19 protein-coding genes, 1 other RNA gene and 1 pseudogene are annotated in these 25,095 nt (G+C 56.4%); 8 read left to right on the top strand and 13 right to left on the bottom strand.

What is annotated here, in order from left to right:
* Nucleotides 1-82: 82 nt before the first annotated feature.
* From FQ185_RS30520 to FQ185_RS09440, 3 genes and pseudogenes are all read right to left on the bottom strand, one after another.
* Nucleotides 83-415 (bottom strand): annotated as a pseudogene (locus tag FQ185_RS30520) (energy transducer TonB); the annotation flags it as partial.
* A 2,046-nt stretch (nucleotides 416-2,461) separates the two neighbouring features.
* Nucleotides 2,462-4,033, bottom strand: a complete 1,572-nt coding sequence (locus FQ185_RS09445; RefSeq protein WP_149417190.1) for a hypothetical protein — start codon at nucleotides 4,031-4,033, stop codon at nucleotides 2,462-2,464.
* A gap of 317 nt (nucleotides 4,034-4,350) precedes the next feature.
* Nucleotides 4,351-5,658 (bottom strand): site-specific integrase, encoded by a 1,308-nt coding sequence (locus FQ185_RS09440; protein ID WP_149417189.1) that lies wholly within the window; start codon nucleotides 5,656-5,658, stop codon nucleotides 4,351-4,353.
* 110 nt (nucleotides 5,659-5,768) lie between these two features.
* Here FQ185_RS09440 and ffs point away from each other — a divergent pair.
* Nucleotides 5,769-5,861, top strand: an RNA gene (gene ffs, locus FQ185_RS09435) — signal recognition particle sRNA small type.
* A gap of 185 nt (nucleotides 5,862-6,046) precedes the next feature.
* Here the strand turns inward: ffs and FQ185_RS09430 are convergent.
* A complete protein-coding gene (locus tag FQ185_RS09430; RefSeq protein WP_149417188.1) occupies nucleotides 6,047-6,361 on the bottom strand; it encodes a helix-turn-helix domain-containing protein in 315 nt (104 codons plus the stop codon).
* Nucleotides 6,362-6,644: 283 nt separating this feature from the next.
* Here FQ185_RS09430 and FQ185_RS09425 point away from each other — a divergent pair, with 283 nt between their 5' ends.
* The gene (locus tag FQ185_RS09425; RefSeq protein ID WP_149417187.1) at nucleotides 6,645-8,342 is read left to right on the top strand and encodes a bifunctional diguanylate cyclase/phosphodiesterase; all 1,698 of its coding nucleotides are present in this window, start codon (nucleotides 6,645-6,647) and stop codon (nucleotides 8,340-8,342) included.
* 103 nt (nucleotides 8,343-8,445) lie between these two features.
* Here the strand turns inward: FQ185_RS09425 and FQ185_RS09420 are convergent, their stop codons facing one another.
* On the bottom strand, nucleotides 8,446-9,210 hold the full coding sequence (locus FQ185_RS09420) for an ABC transporter substrate-binding protein (RefSeq protein WP_149417186.1): 765 nt from the start codon (nucleotides 9,208-9,210) through the stop codon (nucleotides 8,446-8,448).
* 144 nt (nucleotides 9,211-9,354) lie between these two features.
* On the opposite strand from FQ185_RS09420, the gene dnaX reads away from it, so the two are divergent.
* The 5 genes from dnaX to FQ185_RS09390 all read left to right on the top strand — a co-directional run bounded on the left by dnaX (nucleotide 9,355) and on the right by FQ185_RS09390 (nucleotide 15,116).
* On the top strand, nucleotides 9,355-11,454 hold the full coding sequence (gene dnaX / locus FQ185_RS09415) for a DNA polymerase III subunit gamma/tau (protein WP_149417185.1): 2,100 nt from the start codon (nucleotides 9,355-9,357) through the stop codon (nucleotides 11,452-11,454).
* Nucleotides 11,455-11,521: 67 nt separating this feature from the next.
* The gene (locus FQ185_RS09410; RefSeq protein ID WP_008028561.1) at nucleotides 11,522-11,860 is read left to right on the top strand and encodes a YbaB/EbfC family nucleoid-associated protein; all 339 of its coding nucleotides are present in this window, start codon (nucleotides 11,522-11,524) and stop codon (nucleotides 11,858-11,860) included.
* A 221-nt stretch (nucleotides 11,861-12,081) separates the two neighbouring features.
* A complete protein-coding gene (locus FQ185_RS09405; protein ID WP_149417184.1) occupies nucleotides 12,082-13,116 on the top strand; it encodes an NADP-dependent oxidoreductase in 1,035 nt (344 codons plus the stop codon).
* Nucleotides 13,117-13,181: 65 nt separating this feature from the next.
* The gene (gene recR, locus FQ185_RS09400) at nucleotides 13,182-13,784 is read left to right on the top strand and encodes a recombination mediator RecR (protein ID WP_149417183.1); all 603 of its coding nucleotides are present in this window, start codon (nucleotides 13,182-13,184) and stop codon (nucleotides 13,782-13,784) included.
* Nucleotides 13,785-13,967: 183 nt separating this feature from the next.
* On the top strand, nucleotides 13,968-15,116 hold the full coding sequence (locus FQ185_RS09390) for an acyl-CoA dehydrogenase family protein (protein WP_149417181.1): 1,149 nt from the start codon (nucleotides 13,968-13,970) through the stop codon (nucleotides 15,114-15,116).
* Nucleotides 15,117-15,178: 62 nt separating this feature from the next.
* Here FQ185_RS09390 and FQ185_RS09385 read toward each other — a convergent pair whose 3' ends face one another.
* The 8 genes from FQ185_RS09385 to ccoG all read right to left on the bottom strand — a co-directional run bounded on the left by FQ185_RS09385 (nucleotide 15,179) and on the right by ccoG (nucleotide 23,641).
* On the bottom strand, nucleotides 15,179-15,727 hold the full coding sequence (locus FQ185_RS09385) for an adenine phosphoribosyltransferase (protein WP_149417180.1): 549 nt from the start codon (nucleotides 15,725-15,727) through the stop codon (nucleotides 15,179-15,181).
* 79 nt (nucleotides 15,728-15,806) lie between these two features.
* On the bottom strand, nucleotides 15,807-16,541 hold the full coding sequence (gene fnr / locus FQ185_RS09380; protein ID WP_149417179.1) for a fumarate/nitrate reduction transcriptional regulator Fnr: 735 nt from the start codon (nucleotides 16,539-16,541) through the stop codon (nucleotides 15,807-15,809).
* A gap of 94 nt (nucleotides 16,542-16,635) precedes the next feature.
* The gene (gene hemN / locus FQ185_RS09375; protein ID WP_149417226.1) at nucleotides 16,636-18,018 is read right to left on the bottom strand and encodes an oxygen-independent coproporphyrinogen III oxidase; all 1,383 of its coding nucleotides are present in this window, start codon (nucleotides 18,016-18,018) and stop codon (nucleotides 16,636-16,638) included.
* Nucleotides 18,019-18,166: 148 nt separating this feature from the next.
* On the bottom strand, nucleotides 18,167-18,850 hold the full coding sequence (locus FQ185_RS09370) for a sulfite exporter TauE/SafE family protein (RefSeq protein WP_149417178.1): 684 nt from the start codon (nucleotides 18,848-18,850) through the stop codon (nucleotides 18,167-18,169).
* On the bottom strand, nucleotides 18,843-19,061 hold the full coding sequence (gene ccoS / locus FQ185_RS09365; protein ID WP_007905420.1) for a cbb3-type cytochrome oxidase assembly protein CcoS: 219 nt from the start codon (nucleotides 19,059-19,061) through the stop codon (nucleotides 18,843-18,845). Before ccoS ends, FQ185_RS09370 begins: the two co-directional genes overlap by 8 nt.
* A gap of 22 nt (nucleotides 19,062-19,083) precedes the next feature.
* Nucleotides 19,084-21,534: a heavy metal translocating P-type ATPase gene (locus FQ185_RS09360; RefSeq protein ID WP_149417177.1), complete on the bottom strand. Its 2,451-nt coding sequence runs from the start codon at nucleotides 21,532-21,534 to the stop codon at nucleotides 19,084-19,086.
* Nucleotides 21,535-21,674: 140 nt separating this feature from the next.
* Nucleotides 21,675-22,214 (bottom strand): FixH family protein, encoded by a 540-nt coding sequence (locus FQ185_RS09355; RefSeq protein ID WP_149417176.1) that lies wholly within the window; start codon nucleotides 22,212-22,214, stop codon nucleotides 21,675-21,677.
* A gap of 11 nt (nucleotides 22,215-22,225) precedes the next feature.
* Nucleotides 22,226-23,641: a cytochrome c oxidase accessory protein CcoG gene (gene ccoG, locus FQ185_RS09350; RefSeq protein WP_149417175.1), complete on the bottom strand. Its 1,416-nt coding sequence runs from the start codon at nucleotides 23,639-23,641 to the stop codon at nucleotides 22,226-22,228.
* Between the two features lie 432 nt (nucleotides 23,642-24,073).
* Here ccoG and FQ185_RS09345 point away from each other — a divergent pair, with 432 nt between their 5' ends.
* Nucleotides 24,074-25,093 carry a metallophosphoesterase gene (locus tag FQ185_RS09345; protein ID WP_149417174.1) on the top strand — a complete coding sequence of 340 codons (1,020 nt, stop codon included), beginning with the start codon at nucleotides 24,074-24,076 and terminating at the stop codon, nucleotides 25,091-25,093.
* Nucleotides 25,094-25,095 lie beyond the last annotated feature (2 nt).

Here is a 25,095-nt window from a genome sequence, read left to right as displayed (position 1 = left end):
TTTGGCTATGGTGACCCCAGCATCGAAGACGCGCATATCACGCATCCTCAACGCACCTCACGTGCATGCTGGGCCCCATTGATTACAAGGCTAGATCATCAGGCGTTACCGTCATCCTGAATGAACTGTACTGTTGGAAATCACTAGGCCTAAGCCCCTGCATTTCTGGCAATCGACCGACGTTTTTGACAGCAGCCACCGCCGAGTTATCGTATGGAGTATCTCCACTGGACCTGGCTACACTGACTGACTTCATTGAGCCATCCGGTAACATATTGATCTGTAGTACGACCTTCATGCCTTTCTTTGCTGACGGTGGGCGAGCCCAGCCTTCTGATGCCCGAGCAAGAATCAGATCTTCGAAAGTGCCCGTAACTTCTTCACCACCATCGTCCGATGCCTGCTGACGTTCAGGTTCGGCTAAAACCTGACGTAAAGTTTCGTCTATAGGCTGACGCTCAGGTTTGTTTGTAGCTATAGGTAGTTGTCGCACTTCCTCCACATGTTTCGCTGGGCGTGAATTTTGCGAGGGTTTATCATTTGTGGTTAATCTAGTTACCACAATATTTCCGAACCGGTCCGTGCCAATAACACGTACGAGCTGCCCTTGCAGCTGTCGACCGTTGAAGTCTCCGTTTTCTGAGGTTATTCCAAGACCCGATAACCCACTAAATGCGACAACGTAGCATATGCCTGGATCGCACATGGTGATAACAGAGGCTTTGTCTAGCTTGAACAGCTTGTTCTTGAACCAGTCTAACCCCTTATCTTTGTTGTTTTGTAGTGCTTCTGATAGCCCCCCTGAATACTTCAAGTTATTGGCATTTTCTATAGCCTTTAGCTGTTTGATAGTTTTAACATCTTCTACCATCCGAGCCTTGGCATATTCTGCGGCCTTTGCCTTAGCTTCCGCCTCGGCACTTTCTCTGGAATCGAACAGCGTTTGGGCAGAGGTATCGCCGTTTTCGCCCATACTCTTGTTTTCGATTAGATCCTGCGAAGCATGCGTATAGAGCGCCGTCTGCATGAGGCAAAGCCCCAGAAGCAACGAACGTGCATAGCAATTCCAACTCTTGTCTACGAATGATTGGCCCACTTCCATATTCTCACGGTATCCAAAAAAACGAGTCTAATGGAAAAAACTGAATTATGGCTAAATGGTGGCGCTTTTTTTAAGCTTCTAACTTAGAGCCTAGTTCCAATCAGGCCACGGGGATCCAAATAGGGCTTCAGCCCCTAAAATTGGGGGATATCAAATTTTAGGTAGGTAAGGTAGGTTAGATTAGGTTTTATCCAGCCTTGTTACACAACCTTTTGACATTGCTTAGACTGACTCCTAGGTCAGATGCTGTGGCTGATTGGACGAACCCCTTGGATTTTAATTCCTGTACTTTGGGTGTGGGCGTCGCAGCCGATCGACGCAGATCGAGCGAACTTATGCAGGCCTAAACCGTTCTGAGGCTCGAGGTGCTTCAACAGTGCCTTGATATCGTCGCTTCACATTCTTTATAAGTTTGGTTAAGTTTGGTTAAGTTTTAAGGTAGGATAAAAATTAATGTTGTAAGCCCCGTTTTCAGGGGCTTTTCATGCGAATTTATTTGTGAAGGTTATTTGGTCTGTTGTATTGCGTCCTCTAGGATGCCCCCAATTTATTAGGTCATAGGATGGAATTACTCAGCTCGAAATATAAAAAGGCACATAAGGCCAGTGCTATGTGGTCTGGTCGCTCTATCATACTGTTGTTTAAAGAAATGCCTCTAAATGGCGTGTTTTGGCGCATTGGTTTGACGGTTCTGTTACTTGTCCTTAGGTTCATAGGCTGTGGCCAGCGAATGTCGTGACATTAAAAATAACAAGAAAACATTTTACATTAATATTTCCTGTTATTTTATACTGGTTGTAATTTTACTCAAATTGCATAGCGTTTGATGCGGAACTCCTGATTCATACCCGATGAAGCGCCAGGGGCGATGGAAACGGATGTGTTTATTAAAGATCTATGCTTTTAAAGCATCATATAAAATCTCTAGGGTTATGTTCTATTAGGTTTGATTACACGAGCTCGCGAGTGTGCCCGGTACGGGCTCAGAGAATAAACATGAACTGATGCGTATCTTTGATTTTTAAATGATTCAATAGCGACTAGTGTCGTTGATAATATTTAAGGTTCGAAGCCGAAGGCTGAGATTATCCAGTTCTAGTTGTTTCTAGGTCTAGAGCTATCATAGTGTTCATGGGTTTGGATAGCCGCGCTTCGCACGGAGAACGCACTTCGTGCCTTCTAATTTGGTCTTCGATTGTTATGGCTAATAGAGCTCTAGAAAAACTTAAAGCTTTTAGATTTTTAGAAGCTTAAAGGCTTTGAAGATTTTATAAGCGGCTATATCTCTAAGAAGTATTCTTAGGATTGCGGCCGTTTTATGCAGACTAGCCGCCCAGCTTTCACAGGGCGGAATCAGTATTATACGAAGAACCGTTCAAGACCTTCGACAGGCTCGGCTGGTAAGCTTTCGCGTACATTCTTTGTCCATGTACGGGCAGTTCTCTTTGCTACGCTCCAAAGCTCCACCAAGGCGTTATTGATATCGGCTTGTTTGGTGCCTTTGTTTAAAGCTTGTTTGATAAAGTTTACGGCTTTAGCTTTTTCGTCGGGTGAGACTTTAGACCTGCCATCTGGTTTTTCGATGGTTAAAGCAAGGCAATCGTCAATGATTGCATTTGTCATATAGGTTGATTTTAGATAATTTGCGACTGCCATATCTTGCACGTAAAAATAAACGGAACTCGTATTGCCTCGAGTCCGAATTGCAGTTCGAGTTAAAGCTTGTAAGCTAGCCTCGTATTTATTTTGTACGATCCACGCATCATTAAGGCTCGCTACGCTGATATTGTGCTTGTCACTGATCATTTTAAAGCTTCTCTTGTCATTGGGACTTGGATTTCCGCCAAATAACAAAAGTGCAGCATTACTGTCTTGATAGCAGTTGAGGCCACGGCAGTCCAGTTGAAGAAAATCAATTTTTTTCATTGCCTTCAAATTTGACGGGGCATAACGCTCGCTGAATTTCCCCCATTTATTTTGTACGATCAACAGTTTGCTGCTAGGAGTGTGCTGTAGTGCGGTTTCAAAAATTTTATCAATAATCTGATCATTTGTTCCGGTGTGGATATGACTTTGGTCGCCTTGTTCATTTCCTAATACTTTACGTTTTGACCAGTGACCATTCAGCATCGGGTAAATATAAGTATCGCACATGTAACCGGGTGACTCAGGAGTAAACTCGGACTTTTTGTAGCGGTACCCTAATTTCTTAGCAAAAAGGTCGAAGATACCTCCGTCGATATTGGCTGCCAAAATGTGTGTTCGCCGAGCTCGGTCAATTTGGGGGAAGATAGACCGTTCAACAATGATGTGGAAGGTTATCTTTCCCCCATCTTCCACATCATAATGAACAATATTACCGGTCAGAATGGCATCATAAATTTTATGTTCCAATCCGGATAACGTTGAAGCATATCCATTATTTGTCAAAGATGCTTTATAGGTCTTAACCTTTTCCTTGATTGCAACAAGCTGCTCATCCTTGATTTTCAGTTGGTTGTTAAACGTATCAGTTGCAGCAAAAATTGTTATTGCATCCCAAGCCTTTACAGTAAAGTGATTGATGTCAATGACCGACGGCACTTCGTCAATGATCAAAATGTAGGGTTTTAGAAGGTTGGGATCTACGCGTCTCAGTGAATCATGCGTGATGATAATCAAAGAATCATTTCCACTTATCAGAGCTTCGGTCAGCACTTTGGTTACTGATGTTTGATTGTGTTTAACTTCGTCCTGTTCACTGTTGATGATCCGAGGGGTTAGCTTCGCTTTGCTCATGGAGCTAGAAATATCATTATTTAATTTTAATGTAGGAAGTGCCATTACAATTTTGCATCCGTGCTTAATATAACCTGGAATCTTGTTGATTACGGCTTGAGTCTTCCCTGCGCCTGGTGCCGCAATGGCGACGTAAATAGATTTAGTGGGCATTACTAATGTACCTTTTTATGGATGAATTAATCCTAGCTGATAATGACGGGGATCGTCGGTGTCAGCGGGGATTTCGTTTTTGTTGAGCCGATCTTACAACGGATTCCTTTGATTCTAAACAGAATCAAAAACTTTAATTAGGGAGTGTAACAATGTTACTGAGGGCTTGTTTGCTTTCATTGAGTAAGGATTTGATCAAATTGTTATTGGTGCTGTCTTGTTGCTGGTGTGCTGTGGTGTTAGTTATTTGTTTTTATTTTGATTTAATTGTTTGGGGTGCCTTGTCGAAGAATACTGCTTTGAGAGGCACCCCTTTTTTATTTGGCGGGTATCAGCTCAATGTGTCGCAGTGCGTCCACCATTGCCTTCAATGGGCTGCGACTGCCGTAAATGCTGAACGTCACGGCACCGTCCTCGTGTCCTGCTATTCGCTTGATTAGAGAGTCCTGGACTCCTGAGTCCCGAAGATCATCGATCAGAGTATGTCGAAAGCTGTGGAATGTTTTCTTGGAGTCGGTGATTCCGCGTTTCACCTTGTAACGTCCGAACCATTTGGATGGTGCATGGCCCAGCTTTCCTCGTACGGGTTCAAGTTCAGGGAACAGGCGATCTGCCCCGGTGGCCCTGACTGACTCAACATGCCGCAGTAGACCCAGCTCGACCAGAGTGGGGTGAATGGGTAGTACGCGTCGGCTACTGGAGTTCTTCAGATTCTGGCATTCACTGTTGTCATCGATACGGATGCATTGAATGACCTGTTGCTGGATGAAGTCGTCAACACGCAGTTGGCATAACTCTTCCAGTCGAGCTCCGGTGGCTCGCCCCATGAGCGGTAGCCAGTATCGCCAAGGATGATTACGAGCTTCGACTTGGAGCACATTAAGGTCGAGGAGGATAGTCAGGTCGTGTTGGTCGAAGGACAGGCGTGCTTCCTTGGCCGCTCCAGTCATTACCTTAAGTCCGACCAGTGGATTCTCCGTGATGTAGCCGTTGGCCTTGCACCAGTTAAGGAAGGCAGAGAGTTTACGTAGCCGATTGTTCACCGTAACCGCCGTGATCGTTTTGTACGTGCCAGCCGACTCGACAACCTGTCTCAGAGTCTTTCCTACGAACTCAGGGCGTATGCCGAAGTACTGAGGACAGCGGCTTAACCGGTCTTTCAGTAGGCGGGCTTGCTGAGCATCGAAGCGTTCGACAGGCATGTCCCCCATCAGCTCGAATAAATCGCGTAGGGAACGTTCAACCTCGAACGTGCTTACCGTCCGCCATGTACCACCGCGTTTGCCTTCTTCTATATAGAGCTTGGACAGGGTGGCTAGGGTAGGGCCGTCGCTATTTCGCATCGGAGCATGGGTTGGGGCCTTTCGTGTAACAGGTTGGATCGTTGGCGTAGGGCTAGAGTCTCGCCATCCTGAACACAGGGTACGGAGCGTCTGTAGGTCGACCAGAGGGTGTTCGGATAGGTATCCATGCACCTGCTGGGCGAGGGAAGTCGCGAGAAATAGGGCGTTCTGACGGTGGCGAATGTTCAAGCTCAAACGCAAAGTGTGGCAGCGTGGGAAGAGGTGCTTGGGTAGCCGGAGGTTCAGGTAATAGAAGGCTCCGCGTCGGATCAGGTAGGCCATGTGTGTGACACCCATGTGTGACAGCAAAGTGTGACAATGCTGGCTACACCCCGAGTGCTAACAGTCCGTACTGAGTGATTTGAAGCGACCTGAACAGCCTGAAACCCCCGTACTACATGGCCCGCAACGATTACCCGTGAACCTGGTCAGATCCGGAAGGAAGCAGCCACAGCGGGAACATTGTGTGCCGGGGTGTGGCTGGTGGGGTTGCCTCCATAACGCACCGCGAGGCTTCTCTCGCGTTTTCTGTCTGAAAATATTCTTGTTGCTCTGCCATGGATTTTGTCCAGGGGCGGTGTTTTCGTTTCCGATTTTTAAAAAGTCGCACATAAAAAAGGAGGCCGACCTGTCGAATGCGACAAGTCGGCCTCCTTTTTCATTTCTGACACTAAGGCTTGGACAAGGCCTGGTCAACCGCTGCAATCAGCTTTCCCAGCTCCTTCGGGGTGGCTTTATGTATGACACCGAACAGATACGCCCGCTGTTCCTCTTCATCGCCTGAATCGGCGAAAAAGGCTTTCAGCTTCACGCCCAGCACATCGGCAAGCAGGAACAATGCGTCCACGCTGGGGGTATAGGTGCCGGTTTCGAAGCGACTGATGGTTTTGGGGTCAAAACCGGTTTTTTCGCCTAGTTCAGCCTGAGTTAGCCCCGCGACCCTGCGGTAGCGCCGGATGGCTGGACCCAAACTTGAAATTCGCATCGCTCAATTCCCATTTATAATCAAGAACTTAACGATAGATTTTTGCATTAGACAACTGCATGATCCATCACCTTGCTTTGCAAAATGTGATGCGTTTCGTAGAATCGCCGTTCCAAAAGCGTATTTGGAGCCTTTAAGGCTAGTTGATCTTGTGTTTTGCGGGACCAACAAACGCGGTTCATGGAGTGATAACGTGTCTGCGCGCAGTACTTCTCCAAACATCTCTTCCAGGCATTCTGCGCTGGTCGAGCGGTACCACCGCTAGCGACAGCGAGCCTGACTCATGGATGAGAAATACCGCAGGGCTGTGGACGCCGCCGCCATATTTTCCGAGACCGACCTGAGCGGCCGGATTACCTACGTCAACGATCAGCTCTGTGCTGTCTCCGGGTATAGCCGCGAAGAACTGATCGGCCAGAATTATCGCCTGCTCAACTCTGGCCTGCACACCGCCGATTTCTTTGCTGCCATGTGGCGCACCATCGCGCTGGGCAATGTCTGGAAAGGCGAGATTTGTAATCGGGCCAAGGATGGCAGCCTGTATTGGGTCGAAAGCACCATGGTGCCAGTGCTTGACGCCACCGGGCGAATTGACCGTTACCTGTCGCTGCGTTTCGACATCAGCGAGAAACGCCAATTGCTGCATTCATTGCAGTGGCGGGTTGGTCATGACGTGCTCACCGGGCTGCCCAATCGTGCGTTCCTCTCCGATTTGCTGAATCAGGCGCTGGAGTTTTCTCGGCACGAAAATATCCCGCTCGCGGTGTGCATGCTCGACCTTGATGGCTTTAAAGCGGTCAACGATGGCTACGGGCATGCCAGTGGCGATCAGTTGCTGGTGGAAGTGGCCAAGCGTTTACGCAACATCGTGCGCGGCGAAGACGTGGTGGCGCGGCTGGCCGGTGACGAGTTCGTGCTGGTCCTGCGTTACGTGCGCGATCTGCCGGAATTGCGTGCGGCCTTGAGCCGGGTGCTTGGTGCCATCTCGGCGCCGTACGCGCTGCATGGCAAAGACGTCAATGTGTTCGCCAGCATCGGCGTTACCTTGTTCCCCGACGATAACGAAGATGCCGAAACCCTGCTGCGTCACGCCGATCAGGCCATGTACGTGGCCAAGCAGAGAGGTCGCAATCGCTTTCATTTGTTCGACGTGTCCCTGGACCAGGAGGTCAAAGCCACACACCAGACTGTCGAGCGAGTGCGTCAGGCACTGGCTGCCGGTGAGCTGCGCCTGCATTTCCAGCCCAAGGTGAACATGCGCCTTGGCGAAGTTGTCGGTTTCGAGGCGCTGTTGCGCTGGGAGCATCCGCAAAAAGGCATGGTGCCTGCTCGGGATTTTTTACCGCCGGTAGAAGAGACAGACCTGATCATCGATATCGGTGAATGGGTGATGGATCAGGTTTTGTCACAGCTGCACCATTGGCAACAAGCGGGGCAGGGCTGGCCAGTCAGCATCAATATTGCGGCGCGACATTTCCAGCGTGCGGATTTCGTCGATCGGCTCAAACAAGTACTCGCCCGGCATGCCCAGGTCGCCCCGCAGATGCTCGACCTGGAAATCGTCGAGTCGGTGGCGATCGAGAACATTCAACATGTCAGCGCCTGTCTACAGGCTTGTCAGGCGTTGGGGGTGCAATTTTCATTGGGGGATTTCGGCACTGGTTATTCATCCCTGAGCTATCTCAAGCGCTTGCGGACACAGACCATCAAGATCGATAAGTCTTTTGTGCGTGACATCCTTAATGGTCGTGATGATCTGGCCCTGACCACGGCGGTGATTGGCCTGGCTCGGGCGTTTGGCCGGCAGGTGGTCGCCGAGGGGCTGGAAAGTATCGAGCACGGTGAATTGCTGCTGCGGCTGGGCTGCGACGTTGCTCAAGGCTATTTCATCGCTCGACCGATGCCGCCCGCCGATGTGCCGGGTTGGGTCGAAGGTTTTGTTGTGCCGCCGCAGTGGCAGGTGCTGGAGGGGGCGGGCTAGTACTTGAAGATCTTTGTGGGGGCGGGCTTGCCCGCGATGCAGGCAATACGATTTTTCAGTTCAGCCACGGCGAGGCTATCGCGGGCAAGCCCGCTCCCACAGGTTATCGCTTGTTCGCTTCGTCAGTTGTGGGCCCGTCACCGACATAGAGGCGAATGATGTCATCGATCTCCCCGGACATTTTCATTCGCAGCAAGGTGCGCAAAATGCGCTGCACCGGCACCTTGGGATCGTTGCGCACGTAGCAACCGACACTCTGTTCCTGCAATACCGTCACGCCTTGCAGTTGCCGGTCGGGCAACAGGCGCTGATTGAACCAGTCCAGTGTCCATTGATTGCTCACCGCGTAGCGATAGCGCCCGGCCAGAAGTTTCTCCAGCACTTGTTCTTGATTGCGCGCGTCTTCGCGATGCAATCGGTCGGCGTCAAACAGCGGTTGCAGGGTCGGGTAGCTGTAGCCGAGTACCGTGCCGATGGATTGTCGTGGCAAGGTCGCCGGATCAACGGTGGTCAGCGGGGTTTGCCGCCTGATCAACACGTCTGGCTGAGTCCATAGCGGAATGCTCCAGATGTAGTCGCCGGACTGATTGGGGTGCCAGGACTGCGCGGCATAGCAGCGGATATCCACCTCGCCGTGCTCCATGGCGCTTTGCACTCGCCCCCGAGGCAGTACGTGAAATTCGGCCGGCACACCCACCTGCGTCGCGAGGCTGACCATCACGTCGTGCAGAATGCCCTGGGTCGGGCGGCCGCGTTCGAGTTGCACCATCGGCATCGCCCAACTGTCAGGCACCACGAAGCGCAGCGGCGCCCCGGCGGCAGCGACGTTCAGGCTGATCAACAGCAGTGCCCCCAAGGCCAGCCGCATAAATGCTCCGGTAATGATAAAACCCGAGCCGATAAAAGCCCCCCAAAGTGCATCTTAGCCAGATTAGACGAGCACACCGGATGCAATTTTGGCCTTGCTCCGCTAGCATTAGCCGCTTCTGTTCCTTCGTTGCGACGGTTTTCCATGAGTTATCAGGTTCTTGCACGTAAATGGCGCCCGCGCTCGTTCCGCGAAATGGTCGGCCAGACCCATGTGCTCAAGGCTCTGATCAATGCCTTGGACAGCCAGCGGCTGCACCACGCCTATCTGTTTACCGGCACCCGCGGGGTCGGCAAGACCACTATCGCGCGGATCATCGCCAAATGCCTGAACTGTGAAACAGGTATCACTTCGACGCCTTGCGGCGAGTGCTCGGTGTGCCGCGAGATCGATGAAGGCCGCTTCGTCGACCTGATCGAGATCGACGCCGCGAGCCGGACCAAGGTCGAGGACACCCGCGAGCTTCTCGACAACGTGCAGTACGCGCCGAGCCGCGGGCGCTTCAAGGTCTACTTGATCGACGAAGTGCACATGCTTTCCAGCCATTCCTTCAATGCGCTGTTGAAAACCCTTGAAGAGCCGCCGCCCTACGTCAAGTTCATCCTGGCGACGACCGATCCGCAGAAACTTCCTGCAACCATTCTTTCGCGGTGCCTGCAGTTCTCTCTGAAGAACATGACACCGGAGCGTGTGGTCGAGCATTTGACCCATGTGCTGGGTGTCGAGAACGTACCGTTCGAAGACGACGCGCTGTGGCTGCTGGGCCGCGCTGCCGACGGTTCGATGCGCGACGCCATGAGCCTGACCGACCAGGCCATCGCCTTCGGTGAAGGCAAGGTCATGGCTGCCGACGTACGGGCGATGCTCGGCACGCTCGATCACGGCCAGGTCTACGACGTTCTGCATTCGCTGATCGAAGGCGATGCGAAGGCGTTGCTCGAAGCCGTCCGCCATCTGGCCGAACAAGGCCCGGACTGGAACGGCGTCCTCTCGGAAATTCTTAACGTGCTGCACCGTGTCGCCATCGCCCAAGCCTTGCCCGAAGGCGTCGATAACGGCCACGGTGACCGTGATCGAGTACTCGCTCTGGCTCAGGCATTGCCGGCTGAAGACGTGCAGTTCTATTACCAGATGGGCCTGATTGGCCGCCGCGACTTGCCGCTGGCGCCAGACCCGCGCGGTGGCTTCGAAATGGTCCTGCTGCGGATGCTCGCATTCCGCCCGGCGGACACGGCGGACGCGCCGAGGCAACCGCTAAAGACAGTGGGGATCAGCCAGGCCACAGTTGATTCCGCAAATTCAGTGGCTGCCGCGCCGGTTGTTGCGCCGGTAGTCGCTGCGGCAGTTGCACCGGCCGTTGCAACAGTCGCGCCTGCGCCCGTCGCGGCGGTTGTTCCAGCACCCGAGCCTGAGCCTGAGCCTGAGCCGGTTGTGCCCGTCGCCGTGCCTGAGCCGGTCGTTGCGCCTGTAGCGGTCGAAGCGGTCGTCGACCTGCCCTGGAACGATCCGGTAGAGCCCGAAGTCGTCCAGCAGCCAGCGGCCGAGCCGGTGCTGGAAACCGCCAGCGAACAACCCGAATTGCCACCGATGCCTTTGCCGACGCCGGACAGCGTGGTGCCGGACGCACCGGAGTGGGCCGCTGCGCCGATTCCTGAGCCGTCCGTGAACGAAGTCGACGCCGCCACGCCGGGCATCGATCTGGACGATGAGCCGCCGCTGGACGAGGATTACATCGAGCCGGACGTGGATTCGACTTACAGCTACCTCGACGAACTGGCCAGTGAACACACGGCTGAACCGGTCGCGGAACCCGAGCCCGAACCGGCCGCCATGCCGGCCACCGGTCTGGCGCTGCAATGGCTGGAGCTGTTCCCGAAACTGCCGATCTCCGGCATGACCGGCAGCATCGCCGCCAACTGCACACTGATCGCCGTCGATGGCGACAACTGGCTGTTGCACCTGGACCCGGCCCACAGCGCCTTGTTCAACGCAACTCAACAGCGCCGTCTCAATGATGCGTTGAACCAGTTTCACGGGCGCACCCTGAGCCTGACCATGGAGTTGATCAAGCCCGAACAGGAAACCCCGGCCCAGGCCGCGTCCCGGCGTCGTGTCAACCGTCAGCGCGAGGCCGAGGAGTCGATCCACGGTGATCCGTTCATCCAGCAAATGATGCAGCAGTTCGGTGCGGTGATCCGTAACGATACTATTGAACCTGTCGACGCTCTGGTCAGTCAGGGCTAATAACTGAAGGTGTTCGGCCAAAAGGGCCGGGCACTGTTTTTATCCAAGTACTTTTGAGGTGATTACCATGATGAAAGGTGGCATGGCCGGCCTGATGAAGCAGGCGCAGCAGATGCAGGAAAAAATGGCCAAGATGCAGGAAGAGCTGGCCAACGCCGAAGTCACCGGTAAAGCCGGTGGCGATATGGTCACCGTGGTGATGACCGGTCGTCACGACGTCAAGCGCGTGACCATCGACCCAAGCCTGGTTGAAGGCCTGAGCGAAGACGACAAAGAGATGCTGGAAGCGGTGTTCGCTGCTGCCGTCAACGATGCCGTGCGCAAGATCGAAGCCAACAGCCAGGACAAAATGTCCGGCATGACCGCTGGCATGCAACTGCCACCGGGCATGAAACTGCCATTCTGATTCGCTAAAACGCGTCGGATGGGCTACAAAAAAATGCCAGGCGTCGCGCCTGGCATTTTTGTTTCTGGCATCCAGAAGCGGACGCAGAGCGTCCATTGAGGCATTCCCACGCAGAGCGTGGGAACGATCAGTGCTGGTGAGTCAGAAACATCGAACGCGCCACCGTCTCAAAGGTCTGCTCCCCTATACCGCCGAATTCATCGATCAAAGGAGACGCTCACATGCCACAAGCATTGACCCTCAACCAACGTATCGTCCTGGCGTCCCGCCCGGTAGGCGCGCCGACGCCGGAGAACTTCCGCCTGGAGCGGGAGGCGTTGCCAGACCTGGCCGATGGTCAGGTGCTGCTCAAGACCCTTTACCTGTCGTTGGACCCGTACATGCGCGGGCGCATGAGTGACGCGCCGTCCTACGCTGATCCGGTAGAAATCGGCGAGGTGATGACCGGTGGTGCTGTCAGTCGGGTTGAGCGCTCGCTGAATCCGAAATTCCACGAAGGTGACCTGGTGGTCGGTTCGACCGGCTGGCAAAGCCACAGCATCAGTGACGGTCGCAACATCATTCCGGTGCCGTCCGGGTTGCCGAGTCCGTCGATGGCGCTGGGCGTCCTGGGCATGCCAGGCATGACCGCCTACATGGGCTTGATGGACATCGGCCAACCCAAGGCCGGCGAGACCCTGGTGGTCGCTGCCGCCTCTGGTGCGGTCGGCTCGGTGGTTGGTCAGGTGGCGAAGATAAAAGGCCTGCGCGTGGTCGGCGTGGCCGGGGGCGCGGAAAAATGCAGATACGTAGTTGAAGTACTAGGATTCGACGCCTGTATTGACCACAAGAGCCCGAACTTCGCCGATGAACTGGCTCAAGCGTGCTCCACGGGCGTTGATATCTACTACGAGAACGTCGGTGGCAAGGTTTTCGACGCGGTGCTGCCGCTGCTCAATGCCAAGGCGCGGATTCCTCTCTGCGGTCTGATCGCCTCCTACAACGCCCACGAAGCGCCGACCGGCCCGGATAGCCTGCCGCAATTGCAGCGGACGATTTTGACCAAGCGTGTGCGAATCCAGGGCTTTATCGTGTTCGATGACTACGGTGATCGTCAGCCGGAATTCCTCAGTGCCATGGCGCCGTGGGTGCGTGACGGCAAGGTGAAGTTCCGCGAAGACGTGGTCGATGGCCTGGAGCAGGCGCCCGAGGCGTTCATCGGTCTGCTGGAAGGACGCAACTTCGGCAAACTGGTGGTGCGGGTCGCACAAGACTGAATAATTGACGCTCATTCGAGGCGCGGGTATAAACCGCGTCTCGTTGTTTTGTCGGACTTTTCCCCATGAGCTTCAGCCCTTTGATTCGCCAACTGATCGACGCCCTGCGAACTTTGCCAGGTGTGGGTCAGAAAACCGCCCAGCGCATGGCGTTGCAGTTGCTCGAGCGTGATCGCAGCGGGGGCTCGCGCCTGGCCCTGGCATTGAGTCAGGCCATGGAAGGGGTAGGTCACTGCCGGTTGTGCCGCACGCTGACGGAAGATGACCTGTGCCCGCAATGCGCCGATACCCGTCGCGACGACACCTTGCTCTGCGTGGTGGAAGGTCCGATGGACGTCTACGCGGTGGAGCAGACCGGTTTCCGTGGTCGTTACTTTGTGCTCAAGGGCCATCTGTCGCCACTCGACGGACTCGGGCCTGAGGCCATCGGTATTCCGCAACTGCTGGCGCGGATCGAAGAGGCGGGCACGTTCACTGAAGTCATTCTGGCGACCAACCCGACCGTGGAAGGTGAAGCGACAGCGCATTACATTGCCCAGTTGCTCAGCAACAAAGGCCTGATCGCCTCGCGCATCGCCCATGGCGTGCCATTGGGTGGCGAGCTGGAATTGGTGGATGGTGGGACGTTGGCGCATTCGTTTGCCGGGCGTAAACCGATCGTTTTGTAGTGTCTGGACTGTCGCTATCGCGAGCAGGCTCGCTCCCACATTTGATTTGTGTACACCGCAGATCCCCTGTGGGAGCGAGCCTGCTCGCGATGGGCGCACCTCGGTCCATCTGATTCACACAATCCTGTTGAAAACCAAGCAAGCGCTCGGTTAACTTCGCTGAACCTTCAGTGGAGCTCGCCGATGCCTGCCTTTCAGGAATACTTCGATCCCAGCCACCAATTGGTCCGCGACAGTGTCAGACGTTTCGTCGAGCGCGAGATCTTGCCGGACATCGACGAGTGGGAAGAAGCCGAAAGCTTTCCCCGTGAGTTGTATCTCAAGGCCGGTGCAGCAGGGATTCTGGGCATCGGTTACCCCGAGGCCTTGGGCGGTAGCCACGAAGGTGATCTGTTCGCCAAGGTCGCCGCCAGCGAAGAGCTGATGCGCTGCGGCTCCGGCGGCTTGGTGGCGGGGCTCGGTTCGCTGGACATCGGTCTGCCGCCGATCCTCCAGTGGGCCAGGCCTGACGTCCGCGATCGTGTCGTGCCTCAGGTGCTGGCCGGCGAGAAGATCAGCGCCCTGGCCATCACCGAGCCCAGCGGCGGCTCCGACGTCGCCAACCTGCAGACCCGCGCCGTGCGTGACGGCGATGTCTACCGGGTCAGCGGCAGCAAAACATTTATCACCAGCGGCGTCCGTGCGGATTTCTACACCGTCGCGGTGCGCACTGGCGAGCCGGGTTTCGGCGGCATCAGCTTGCTGTTGATCGAGAAAGGTACGCCTGGTTTCACTGTGGGTCGTCGCTTGAAGAAAATGGGCTGGTGGGCGTCGGACACCGCCGAACTGTTCTTCGATGATTGCCGGGTGCCTGTAGGAAATCTGATCGGCGCCGAGAACATGGGCTTTGCCTGCATCATGGGCAACTTTCAGAGCGAACGTCTGGCGTTGGCGTTGATGGCTAACATGACCGCACAATTGGCGCTGGAAGAGAGCCTGAAATGGGCTCGCCAGCGTGAAGCATTCGGTAAACCCATCGGCAAGTTTCAGGTGCTAAAGCATCGCCTTGCCGAAATGGCGACGGCACTGGAGGTGTCACGGGAATTCACCTACCGCCAGGCGGCGAAAATGGCGGCCGGGCAGAGTGTGATCAAGGAGATTTCCATGGCGAAGAATTTTGCCACGGACACGGCTGACCGTATCACCTCCGATGCTGTGCAGATTCTGGGTGGCCTCGGTTATATGCGCGAGAGCCTGGTGGAGCGGCTGTACCGCGATAACCGGATTTTGTCGATCGGTGGGGGGACGCGGGAAGTGATGAACGAGATCATCAGTAAACAGATGGGACTGTGACCACTTGATCGTTCCCACGCGGACGGTTCGACGCCTCGACGTGGGAACGATCTATGAGGGGGTTACTTATCGCTCAACGCAAACTGCGTCAGGCAAAACGTCGGTATCCCCATATCTTCCAGACGCTGTGACCCACCCAGCTCCGGCAGATCGATGATCGCCGCCGCTTCATGAACCCGCGCGCCCATGCGCCGAATCAGGTTCGCCGCGGCAATCAGCGTACCGCCGGTGGCGATCAAATCATCGAACATCACCACTGAATCGCCTTCACACAGGCTGTCGGCATGGACTTCGAGGAAGGCTTCGCCGTACTCGGTTGCATAACCCTCGGCCAGCACGTCGGCCGGCAGTTTGCCTTGCTTGCGGAACAGAACCAGTGGCTTGTTCAGTTGATAGGCCAGCACCGAACCGATCAGAAAACCACGAGCATCCATTGCGCCGATATGCGTGAAGTCTGCCTCGACATAACGATGAGCGAAGCTGTCCATCACCAGGCGCAGGGCCGTCGGCGACTGGAACAACGGAGTGATGTCGCGAAAGATCACGCCTCGCTTGGGGAAGTCGAGCACAGGGCGGATGAGGGATTTGATGTCGAAGGAGTCGAAGACCATCGTGGAGGTGTCCTGGCAGGCTGCAAACGTCGCAGTATAACGGCGGCTGAACCGTTTCGCTCAGCCGCAACCGATATCATCAGCTTTCGATTGAACCGCCAGCCAGGGCGCAGAGCTGGATCGGGTCGAGGATATGGATTTCCTTGCCCTCGGCGGCGATTAGCTCGTTCTGCTGGAATCGGGTGAACACCCGGGACACGGTTTCCACCGCCAGGCCCAGATAGTTGCCGATTTCGTTGCGCGACATGCTCAGACGAAACTGATTGGCCGAGAAACCTCGGGCGCGGAAACGGGCCGAGAGGTTGACCAGGAAGGTCGCGATGCGCTCGTCGGCGGATTTCTTTGACAGCAGCAACATCATTTGCTGGTCGTCGCGAATCTCGCGGCTCATCACGCGCATCAACTGACGGCGCAGTTGTGGCAGTTGCAGCGCAAGTTCGTCGAGATGGTCGAACGGGATTTCACACACCGAGGTGGTTTCCAGCGCTTGCGCCGAGACAGGATGTTTTTCGGTGTCCATACCCGACAGGCCGACCAGTTCACTCGGCAGATGGAAACCGGTGAGCTGTTCTTCGCCGCCATCGCTCAGGCTGAAAGTCTTGAGGGCGCCCGAGCGTACGGCATAAACGGAATCGAAGGTGTCGCCCTGGCGAAACAGGAACTCGCCTTTTCTTAGCGGGCGGCCACGTTTCACGATTTCGTCCAGCGCATCCATGTCTTCCAGATTCAAAGAAAGTGGCAAGCAGAGGGGGGCCAGGCTGCAATCCTTGCAATGGGCCTGGCTGTGAGCGCGCAGTTTTACTGGCTCGGACATTTCTTCAATCCTTGTGGGAAAAACACACATAAGACGTAAGGGTAACCCACGGAAGGACAATCAGGCCAGCGGATGGCGAATTTGCCGCAGGGGCTTAAATCACCCGAGAAAGTCGCTGGCGATTTTGCTGTTCCAGATACGCGTCGAAAACCATGCACACCGAACGCACCAACAATCTTCCGGCGGGCAATACGGTGATTCGTTCGTTATCGACTTCGATCAATCCGTCTTCGGCCATGCTCTGCAATTGTGGCCACAAATCGCTGAAGTAGCCCTGAAAGTCGATGTTGAAGGTGTGTTCGATCCGGGCGAATTCCACGCTGAAATGGCAGACCAGTTGCTGGATGACCGCGCGGCGCAGGCGGTCGTCGGCATTGCACAACAAACCACGGCTGGTGGCCAGTTGAGCGCAGGCCAGAGTGTTCTGGTACAGATTCAGATCGCTGCTGTTTTGGCAGTACAGGTCGCCGATCTGGCTGATGGCCGACACCCCCAGGCCTATCAAGTCGCAATGACCGTGGGTGGTGTAGCCCTGGAAGTTGCGTTGCAGGGTCGATTCTTCCTGGGCAATGGCCAGTTCATCGTCGGGCAATGCGAAGTGGTCCATGCCGATGTAGCGGTAACCGGCCGCGGTCAGTTGCTCGATGGTGCGCTGGAGCATTTCCAGTTTCTGCGCCGGCGTTGGCAGCTCTTCGCTGTTGATTCGCCGTTGCGGCATGAAGCGTTCCGGCAGGTGCGAATAGTTGAATACCGACAAGCGGTCCGGTTGCAGGGCGATGACTTCGTCGATGGTGCGGGAGAAGTTCTCGGGAGTCTGTCTCGGCAACCCATAAATCAGGTCAATGTTGATCGAGCGAAACTGCAAGGTCCGGGCGGCGTCGATCACCGCGCGGGTCTCTTCCAGGCTTTGCAGGCGATTGACCGCCCGTTGCACCGCCGGGTCGAGGTCTTGCAGGCCGATGCTGACCCGGTTGAAACCCAGCTCACGGAGCAGGCCCATGGTCGACCAGTCGGCTTCGCGAGGATCGATTTCGATGCCGTAGTCGCCGGAATCGTCGTCCAGCAAATTGAAGTGTTTGCGCAACTGGGCCATCAACTGACGCAGTTCGTCGTGACTGAGAAAAGTCGGCGTGCCGCCGCCGAAGTGCAGTTGCTCGACTTTCTGCGCGGGGTCGAGGTGGCAGGCGATCAGCTGGATCTCCTGCTCCAGACGCTGCAAGTAGGGCAGGGCCCGGCCGCGATCCTTGGTGATGACTTTGTTGCAGGTGCAGTAGTAGCAAATGTTCGCGCAGAACGGCACGTGCACATACAGCGACAACGGGCGCAGGGCTTTGCGGCTTTCGCGCAACGCATGGAACAGGTCGAAGGTGCCGATATGCCCGTCAAATTGCACGGCGGTCGGATACGAGGTGTAGCGTGGTCCCGTCAGGTCATAACGGCGGATCAGGTCGGTGTCCCAACGAATGGCGTCGAGCATCATGCGGGCATTCCCCCGGATAGGCTGGCAGTGTCAGCGAGTCTAGGGGGAGGTGCGGTGGGGCATCTTGATTTGCATCAACGGTCAGGATGTGTGTTGTTGGCGCGGCCCCTATCGCGAGCAAGCCCGCGATAGGGCCACCGCCGATCTAGTGCCCCATCAACCAATGCTGATGCGGCCCCGGCAAAGTCCAGATCCCGAACACAATGACCAGTAATCCGCCCGTCATCCGCACGCTACGTTTGCGCAACAACGCCGTGACCCGCTCAGCCGCCAGACCAGTGGCCAGCAGCACCGGCCATGTACCCAGCCCGAACGCGAGCATCAGCAGCGCACTGTCCAGCGCATTGCCCTGACTCGCCGACCACAGCAACGTGCTGTAAACCAACCCGCACGGCAGCCAGCCCCAGAGCCCGCCCAGCAGCAACGCGCGGGGTACGCTCGACACCGGCAACAGTTTGTTCGCAACCGGCTGGATATGCCGCCACAGGCCTCGACCGAGGCTTTCGATGCGGGTCAGGCCGCTCCACCAACCGGCCAGGTAGAGGCCCATGGCGACCAGCAGCAAACCTGCAAGGATGCGCATGAACATCGCCGCCGGGCTGTTGGCCACCGCCCAGCCCGCCAGGCCAATCAGAAGACCGGCAGCGGCATAGCTGAGAATTCGCCCCAGGTTGTACGCCAGCAGTAGCCGAAAGCGCCGGCTGCGTTGCTCCTTGGGAATCGCCAGGGTCAAAGCGCCCATCAGTCCGCCGCACATGCCCAGGCAATGACCACCGCCGAGCAGGCCGAGGATCACTGCAGACACCAACAGTGGCGCCAATTCAAGCATGAGGCGGCGCCTTGTCGTCCGGTTTGGCCGGATGACCACTGGCTTCGTCGACCGCGGCCTTGTGGTTCGGGTCCTGGTCGTCGAACAGAATGCTGTGGGCCGGGCCGTCGAGGTCGTCGTACTGACCGCTGTCGACCGCCCAGAAGAAGATGTAAATAGCGATGGCCACGATCAGCAGCGCGGCCGGGATCATCACGTAGAGAGCTGGCATCTGGACTCCATGCCCGCGCGGCTCAGGCCGGCAGCGGGCGGGTTACTGGCGTGGCGCTGACGGCAGGCGCGCTCGGCATGCGAGTCAGGCGCAGGGCATTCAGCACCACGGTCAACGAACTGATGGACATGCCGACCGCGGCCCATACCGGGGTGATCCAGCCGAGGGCGGCGAACGGCAACATGAGGCCATTGTACAGCCCGGCCCACAGCAGGTTCTCGATGATTACCCGACGGGTGCGTCGAGCCAGGCTGAAGGCTTGTACCAGCGCATCGAGACGATTGGACAGCAACACCGCGTCGGCGCTGGTTTTAGCCAGATCGGTTGCCGAACCCATGGCGACGCTGATATCGGCAGCGGCCAGCACCGGCACGTCGTTGACGCCGTCACCGAGCATCAACACTTTGCGACCTTCCTTGTGCAGCTGTTGCAGGACCTGCAATTTGTCGTCCGGGCGCAAGCCGCCACGGGCTTCATCTATGCCCAGTTCGGCGGCGACGCTGGCGACCATCGGTGAGGTGTCGCCGGACAGCAGCAGCGTCCGCCAGCCGCGAGCCTTGCACGCCGCGAGCAGGGCGGGAGCATCGGCGCGCAAGCGGTCGTCAAGGACAAACCACGCCAACGGCCCCTGGTTGTCGCCAAGCAGCAGCCATTGGCCGGCTTCATCCGGCATCAACGGTACGGCAGCGCCGCTGAGTTCGCAGACAAAACCCGCTTGGCCGATACGCAAGCGTTGCGCGCCGACCAACCCTTCAAGGCCAAGGCCCGGCGTGCTGTGGACTTCTTCGGCAGCCAGTGGCGCCCGGCCAAATGCGCGGGCGATCGGGTGTTCGGAGCGGTTTTCCAGTGCGGCGGCGAGCCCCAGGCATTGATCGCTATCGAGCGCGCCAAGGGGCCGGATTGAACGCAAAGCCAGGCGACCTTCTGTCAACGTGCCGGTTTTGTCGAAAATCACCGTATCGATTTGATTAAGACCTTCCAGCACATGGCCGCGAGTCAACAAAAGGCCCAGCTTGTGCAGCGTGCCGGTCGCGGCAGTCAGAGCGGTCGGCGTGGCTAGCGACAGCGCGCATGGGCAGGTCGCAACGAGCATCGCCAAGACAATCCAGAAGGCTCGCGACGAATCCAGCTCCCACCAGAGCAGGCCCATGCACGCCGCGGCAATCAGCGACAGCACCAAGAACCATTGCGCGGCGCGGTCGGCGATTTCTGCCAGGCGCGGCTTCTCGGCCTGCGCCCGGTCCAGCAGACGGACGATGGCGGACAGCCGCGTGTCTTGGCCGAGGGCCAGGACTTCCACGGTCAGCGCGCCTTCGACGTTCAGCGTGCCGGCGGTGACCGCATCGCCCTGAGTGCGCGGTTGGGGCAAGTATTCGCCGGTCAGCAGGGACTCATCGATGCTCGACTGACCGTCGAGAATCTTGCCGTCGGCCGGGAGAATTGCGCCGGGATGCACCAGCACTTGATCGCCCACGCGCAGCTCGCTCAACAGAATCCGCTCGCTCTGGCCGTCCGCACTCAAGCGCAGGCACGAGGCAGGCAGCAGGTTGACGAGTTGTGCCGTGGCCGCGGCGGTTCGCTCGCGGGCGCGACGTTCCAGGTAACGGCCGGCCAGCAGGAACAGGGCAAACATGCCGACGGCATCGAAATACAGTTCACCGACACCGGTGATCGAAGTCCAGATGCCGGCGATATAAGCGCTGCCGATCGCCAGCGATACTGAAACGTCCATGGTCAGGTGGCGGGTGCGCAGGTCACGCATCGCGCCTTTGAAGAATGGCGCGCAGCTGTAGAACACGATCGGGGTGGTGAGGAACAGCGCGACCCAGCGCAGGATGGTGTGCAGCTCGGGGCTGAGGTCGATATTGAATTCCGGCCACGTGGCCATGGTCGCCATCATTGCCTGGAACCACAGCAACCCGGCCACGCCGAGCTGGCGCAGGGCCAGGCGGTTTTCGCTGGCCAGTTGTTCACTGGCGCGGTCGGCTTGATAAGGATGGGCGGCGTAACCGATGTGGCGCAATTCGCTGAGTACCTGGCTCAGCGGCAGTTGCGCATCAGCCCAGCGCACGTGCAGGCGATGGTTGGACAAATTCAGGCGCGCTTCGACCACCGCGGGCAGGCCGCGCAGGTGTTTCTCGATCAGCCAGCCGCAGGCGGCGCAACTGATGCCTTCCATCAACAGGGTGGTTTCGGCGAGTTCGCCTTCGTGGCGCACGAAAGGGGCTTGCACGTCCGCGCGGTCGTACAGCGCCAGTTCGTCCACCAACTGCACCGGCAGCGCTTCGGGGTTGGCCGATGACTCGCTGCGATGCTGGTAATAGGTTTCCAGTCCGCCGGCCACAATGGCTTCGGCCACGGCCTGACAACCCGGGCAGCAGAACTCGCGGGTTTCACCGAGGACGACAGCGGTGAAGCGGCTGCCGGCCGGGACGGGCAGGGCACAGTGGTAGCAGGGGGTTGGAGTACTCATGAGCTGGAATCTATATCGTCCGGGAGGGCCTCATCGCGAGCAGGCTCGCTCCCACATTTGATCGATGCCGTGCACAAAATTCATGTGCACCGCAGATCCACTGTGGGAGCGAGCCTGCTCGCGATGCGCGAAGCGCGACTTTATTTTTTCAGGTCTTCCGCGCCTTGCAGCGGCTCATCACCCAGCAGCAGATCCTTGTCATGGCTGACCTGTTCTTCCTCGAACATGCGCCAGGTCTTGTCATCCTGCACGCCCAGCAGTTCTACAAAGCGGCGACCGTCGACCTTGTCACTCAACTGGCCAATGTAGCGGCCCTGTTCGGTTTCGCTGCGCGCCAGGGTGATCTTGCGATCCTTCTCCGGTTGGGTCGGCGAGATCAGGTTCAGCTCCAGGGTTTTGGGCTGGCTGTTGCCGCTCAGGCGCAGGTCGACTTCACCGGTCACGTCGTCCAGATGAACGCTGGCACGCAACAGCAGGGTCTGAGCCAGCAGCTCGCGGTCGAGCGAACGGTTGATGCCTTTGCCGGCCTCGTAATAGTTGTCGTTGACCAGGTTGTCCGGATTGTTCACCGCGATGGTCACCATGGACAAGGTCAGGGTCACCGAGCAGGCCAGGATGGCGATGATGATCCACGGCCAAAGGTGCTTGTACCAGGGACTTGCGGCGTTTGCTGCGGGCATGGTCACTTCTCTCAACGAATTTGTGGGCCGATGAATCGACTCTTGGCTTCAACGTGAATGCTGGCGTCATCGGCATCCTTGAGGATGAATTTCACCTCGTTGGTACTCGATGGCAATTGTTCCGGTGCACTGGACAACTCGACCGGCTGGCTGAAAATCTCCCCGGCGGCGACTTTGATTTCGCGCTTGCCCTGGAGCTTGAGGTCCGGCAGGCCAGTGGCTTCCAGCACGTAGGTGTGGTCGCGCTGATCCTTGTTCATGATTTTCAGGCTGTAGACGTTTTCGATCCGGCCTTCGGCGTTTTCGCGGTACAGCACGCGGTCTTTGCTGACGTCGAACCCGACCAGCGAACGCATGAAGAACGCGGTCGCCAGCAAAGCAATCATCGCCAGCAGCACCGTGGCATAGCCGATCAGGCGAGGGCGCAGTTTATTGGTTTTTTGCCCGGACAGGTTGTGTTCGGTGGTGTAGCTGATCAGGCCGCGCGGGTAATCCATCTTGTCCATGATGCTGTCGCAGGCATCGATACACGCGGCACAGCCGATGCACTCGACCTGCAAACCATCGCGGATGTCGATGCCGGTCGGGCAAACCTGGACACACATGGTGCAGTCGATGCAATCACCCAGGCCCTGAGCCTTATAGTCGACACCTTTTTTACGCGGGCCGCGGGACTCGCCACGACGCGGGTCGTAGGAGACGATCAGGGTGTCCTTGTCGAACATCACGCTCTGGAACCGCGCGTACGGGCACATGTAAATGCACACTTGCTCACGCAACCAGCCGGCATTGCCATAGGTGGCGAGGGTGAAGAAGCCGACCCAGAAATACGACCAGCCATCAGCCTGGCCGGTAAAGAAGTCGATGGTCAGCTCACGGATCGGCGAGAAGTAACCGACGAAGGTCATGCCGGTCACGAAGCCGATCAGTAGCCACATCACGTGCTTGCTGAATTTGCGCAGGAATTTATTGGCGCTCATCGGCGCCTTGTCGAGCTTGATGCGCTGGTTACGGTCGCCTTCGGTGACCTTCTCGCACCACATGAATATCCAGGTCCAGACGCTTTGCGGGCAGGTATAGCCGCACCAGACCCGACCGGCGTACACGGTAATGAAGAACAGGCCGAAGGCACTGACAATCAAAATGCCCGACAGCAGGATGAAGTCCTGAGGCCAGAAGGTGGCGCCAAAGATGAAGAATTTACGCTCCGGCAGGTTCCACCAGACGGCCTGATGGCCTGCCCAGCTCAGCCAGACAGTACCGAAATACAGCAGGAACAACCCGGCACCGCCAATCATCCGCAGGTTGCGGAACAGACCGGTGAAGGCGCGGGTGTAGATCTTCTCCCTGGAGGCGTAGAGGTCGACGGTGTTACTCGCATTCTTGGCAGGCGGGGTGACGTCGTGTATCGGAATCTGGTTGCTCATCATTGCATCCCACGGCAGTGGAAAAAATGCCTCGGTCAGTACATGCCGACCGCGGTCAATAAGAGGTGTTGCAGTGGCGCAATGATACGCCTGTCGCTCTAGCCCAAGGGTGCGACCTTTGGTCGCGTTGGGAGAAATCAACTGATGGTGTAATGACTTGAATCAATTGACTTGTGAATTATGGACGGTTTTACAGGGGGCGGAAGTCAATCGGCCCACGGGTTGGTCAATCGCACGCCGCCGGGTTGGAAGACCGCCCCGTCGCGCAACAGGATTGCTTGCTCACGCCGCCCACTGTTCCTTTCGCGTGTTAGAACCTCTGAGAAACATCAACTATTGATAGGGAGTAAACAAACCTTTGTTTTGGTTTTGCTCTTGTCGTAAGTTAATGGCTCACGTTTGAATGTTTAACTTTAATAGATATGGATTTCTATGTTTCTTGATAAAAAAGTTAAAGCGCTTTTAGCTGCTTTATTATGTGTTGTTGCCGGTGCCGCCTATTCCGCACAAAATGATCATCTTCCCCGGCATTTGATATTTACCTCGGACCCCCAGTATCCCTGGACTGAAAGTTCTGATTATGGGTGGGATGAGTCAGGTTCGGAAAAAGAAAAGCGTTCGCAGTGGTTGATTGAGACCCAATATGCCGATGTCGCCAGCTTCAGGCGTCATTACTCCTCTGAGCAGACGCTCATCCCGGTCATGATTAACGGTGACATGACCGCTTTCGGGCACGGCGGCCAGCGCTCCATGACACGGTCGATTCTGGATAAACAGCTGGGCAGAGATTATGACTATGGTCTGGGTAATCATGACTATGAGAATAATGTCGATGACTGTTTTCTGAATAACTGTGCCGCCGGTAGTATCGTTGACTTTAATGAGCGCTATTTTGGAAAGTTAAGTACGCTGGATGTGCGCAAGTCTGACGAAGGGACAATCAAGAAAGGTGTGTTTGGAAGCCTGGCCTATTCCAAGGGGTTCGGGGATGTGCATCTTGTACAGTTGCATAATGAACCCACGTACTCGACCACATTTACTGCTTACGATTGGGGAACCCCGACGGGTTACCATATTTCCGATGCGCTGGGCTGGCTGGAAGAAGATTTAAAAGCCGCACGAAGAAACGGCAAGATCATTATTCTCAACATGCACAAGCCTGAGCGATGGAAGGGCAGCAGCGAGCAGATAGCCCGGTTCAAAACCATGATTGAACGGTACAAGGTGACCGCAGTGTTCGCCGGGCATCTGCACACGGAGCCTGGCACCTTTACCGGCTGGAATCGCCGCGATTACTTTGGTGAGGTTCCGGTGTTTCTCAGTGGTGGTGCTTCCAGCCAGACTTACCTGATTGCCGATATCGCCCGGGATCGCCAGACGATGAAGGTACACCAGGTCAGCGGCAACGACTGGCCGAGTCGTAAGGAAATTGCCACTGTCCCTGTTCGATAGCA

It is taken from the genome of Pseudomonas sp. ANT_H12B (genome assembly GCF_008369325.1).
GTDB lineage: Bacteria > Pseudomonadota > Gammaproteobacteria > Pseudomonadales > Pseudomonadaceae > Aquipseudomonas.
The sequence above is the reverse complement of the archived record's forward strand: the minus strand, read 5'-3'. Positions and strand labels throughout refer to the sequence as shown.

Excerpts from the sequence above, each read along its gene's own strand:
- FQ185_RS09445 (WP_149417190.1), bottom strand. The coding sequence starts at position 4,033 with ATGCCCACTAAATCTATTTACGTCGCCATTGCGGCACCAGGCGCAGGG.
- FQ185_RS09440 (WP_149417189.1), bottom strand. The coding sequence starts at position 5,658 with ATGGCCTACCTGATCCGACGCGGAGCCTTCTATTACCTGAACCTCCGG.
- FQ185_RS09430 (WP_149417188.1), bottom strand. The coding sequence starts at position 6,361 with ATGCGAATTTCAAGTTTGGGTCCAGCCATCCGGCGCTACCGCAGGGTC.
- FQ185_RS09425 (WP_149417187.1), top strand. The coding sequence starts at position 6,645 with ATGGATGAGAAATACCGCAGGGCTGTGGACGCCGCCGCCATATTTTCC.
- FQ185_RS09420 (WP_149417186.1), bottom strand. The coding sequence starts at position 9,210 with ATGCGGCTGGCCTTGGGGGCACTGCTGTTGATCAGCCTGAACGTCGCT.
- dnaX (WP_149417185.1), top strand. The coding sequence starts at position 9,355 with ATGAGTTATCAGGTTCTTGCACGTAAATGGCGCCCGCGCTCGTTCCGC.
- FQ185_RS09410 (WP_008028561.1), top strand. The coding sequence starts at position 11,522 with ATGATGAAAGGTGGCATGGCCGGCCTGATGAAGCAGGCGCAGCAGATG.
- FQ185_RS09405 (WP_149417184.1), top strand. The coding sequence starts at position 12,082 with ATGCCACAAGCATTGACCCTCAACCAACGTATCGTCCTGGCGTCCCGC.
- recR (WP_149417183.1), top strand. The coding sequence starts at position 13,182 with ATGAGCTTCAGCCCTTTGATTCGCCAACTGATCGACGCCCTGCGAACT.
- FQ185_RS09390 (WP_149417181.1), top strand. The coding sequence starts at position 13,968 with ATGCCTGCCTTTCAGGAATACTTCGATCCCAGCCACCAATTGGTCCGC.
- FQ185_RS09385 (WP_149417180.1), bottom strand. The coding sequence starts at position 15,727 with ATGGTCTTCGACTCCTTCGACATCAAATCCCTCATCCGCCCTGTGCTC.
- fnr (WP_149417179.1), bottom strand. The coding sequence starts at position 16,541 with ATGTCCGAGCCAGTAAAACTGCGCGCTCACAGCCAGGCCCATTGCAAG.
- hemN (WP_149417226.1), bottom strand. The coding sequence starts at position 18,018 with ATGCTCGACGCCATTCGTTGGGACACCGACCTGATCCGCCGTTATGAC.
- FQ185_RS09370 (WP_149417178.1), bottom strand. The coding sequence starts at position 18,850 with ATGCTTGAATTGGCGCCACTGTTGGTGTCTGCAGTGATCCTCGGCCTG.
- ccoS (WP_007905420.1), bottom strand. The coding sequence starts at position 19,061 with ATGCCAGCTCTCTACGTGATGATCCCGGCCGCGCTGCTGATCGTGGCC.
- FQ185_RS09360 (WP_149417177.1), bottom strand. The coding sequence starts at position 21,534 with ATGAGTACTCCAACCCCCTGCTACCACTGTGCCCTGCCCGTCCCGGCC.
- FQ185_RS09355 (WP_149417176.1), bottom strand. The coding sequence starts at position 22,214 with ATGCCCGCAGCAAACGCCGCAAGTCCCTGGTACAAGCACCTTTGGCCG.
- ccoG (WP_149417175.1), bottom strand. The coding sequence starts at position 23,641 with ATGAGCAACCAGATTCCGATACACGACGTCACCCCGCCTGCCAAGAAT.
- FQ185_RS09345 (WP_149417174.1), top strand. The coding sequence starts at position 24,074 with ATGTTTCTTGATAAAAAAGTTAAAGCGCTTTTAGCTGCTTTATTATGT.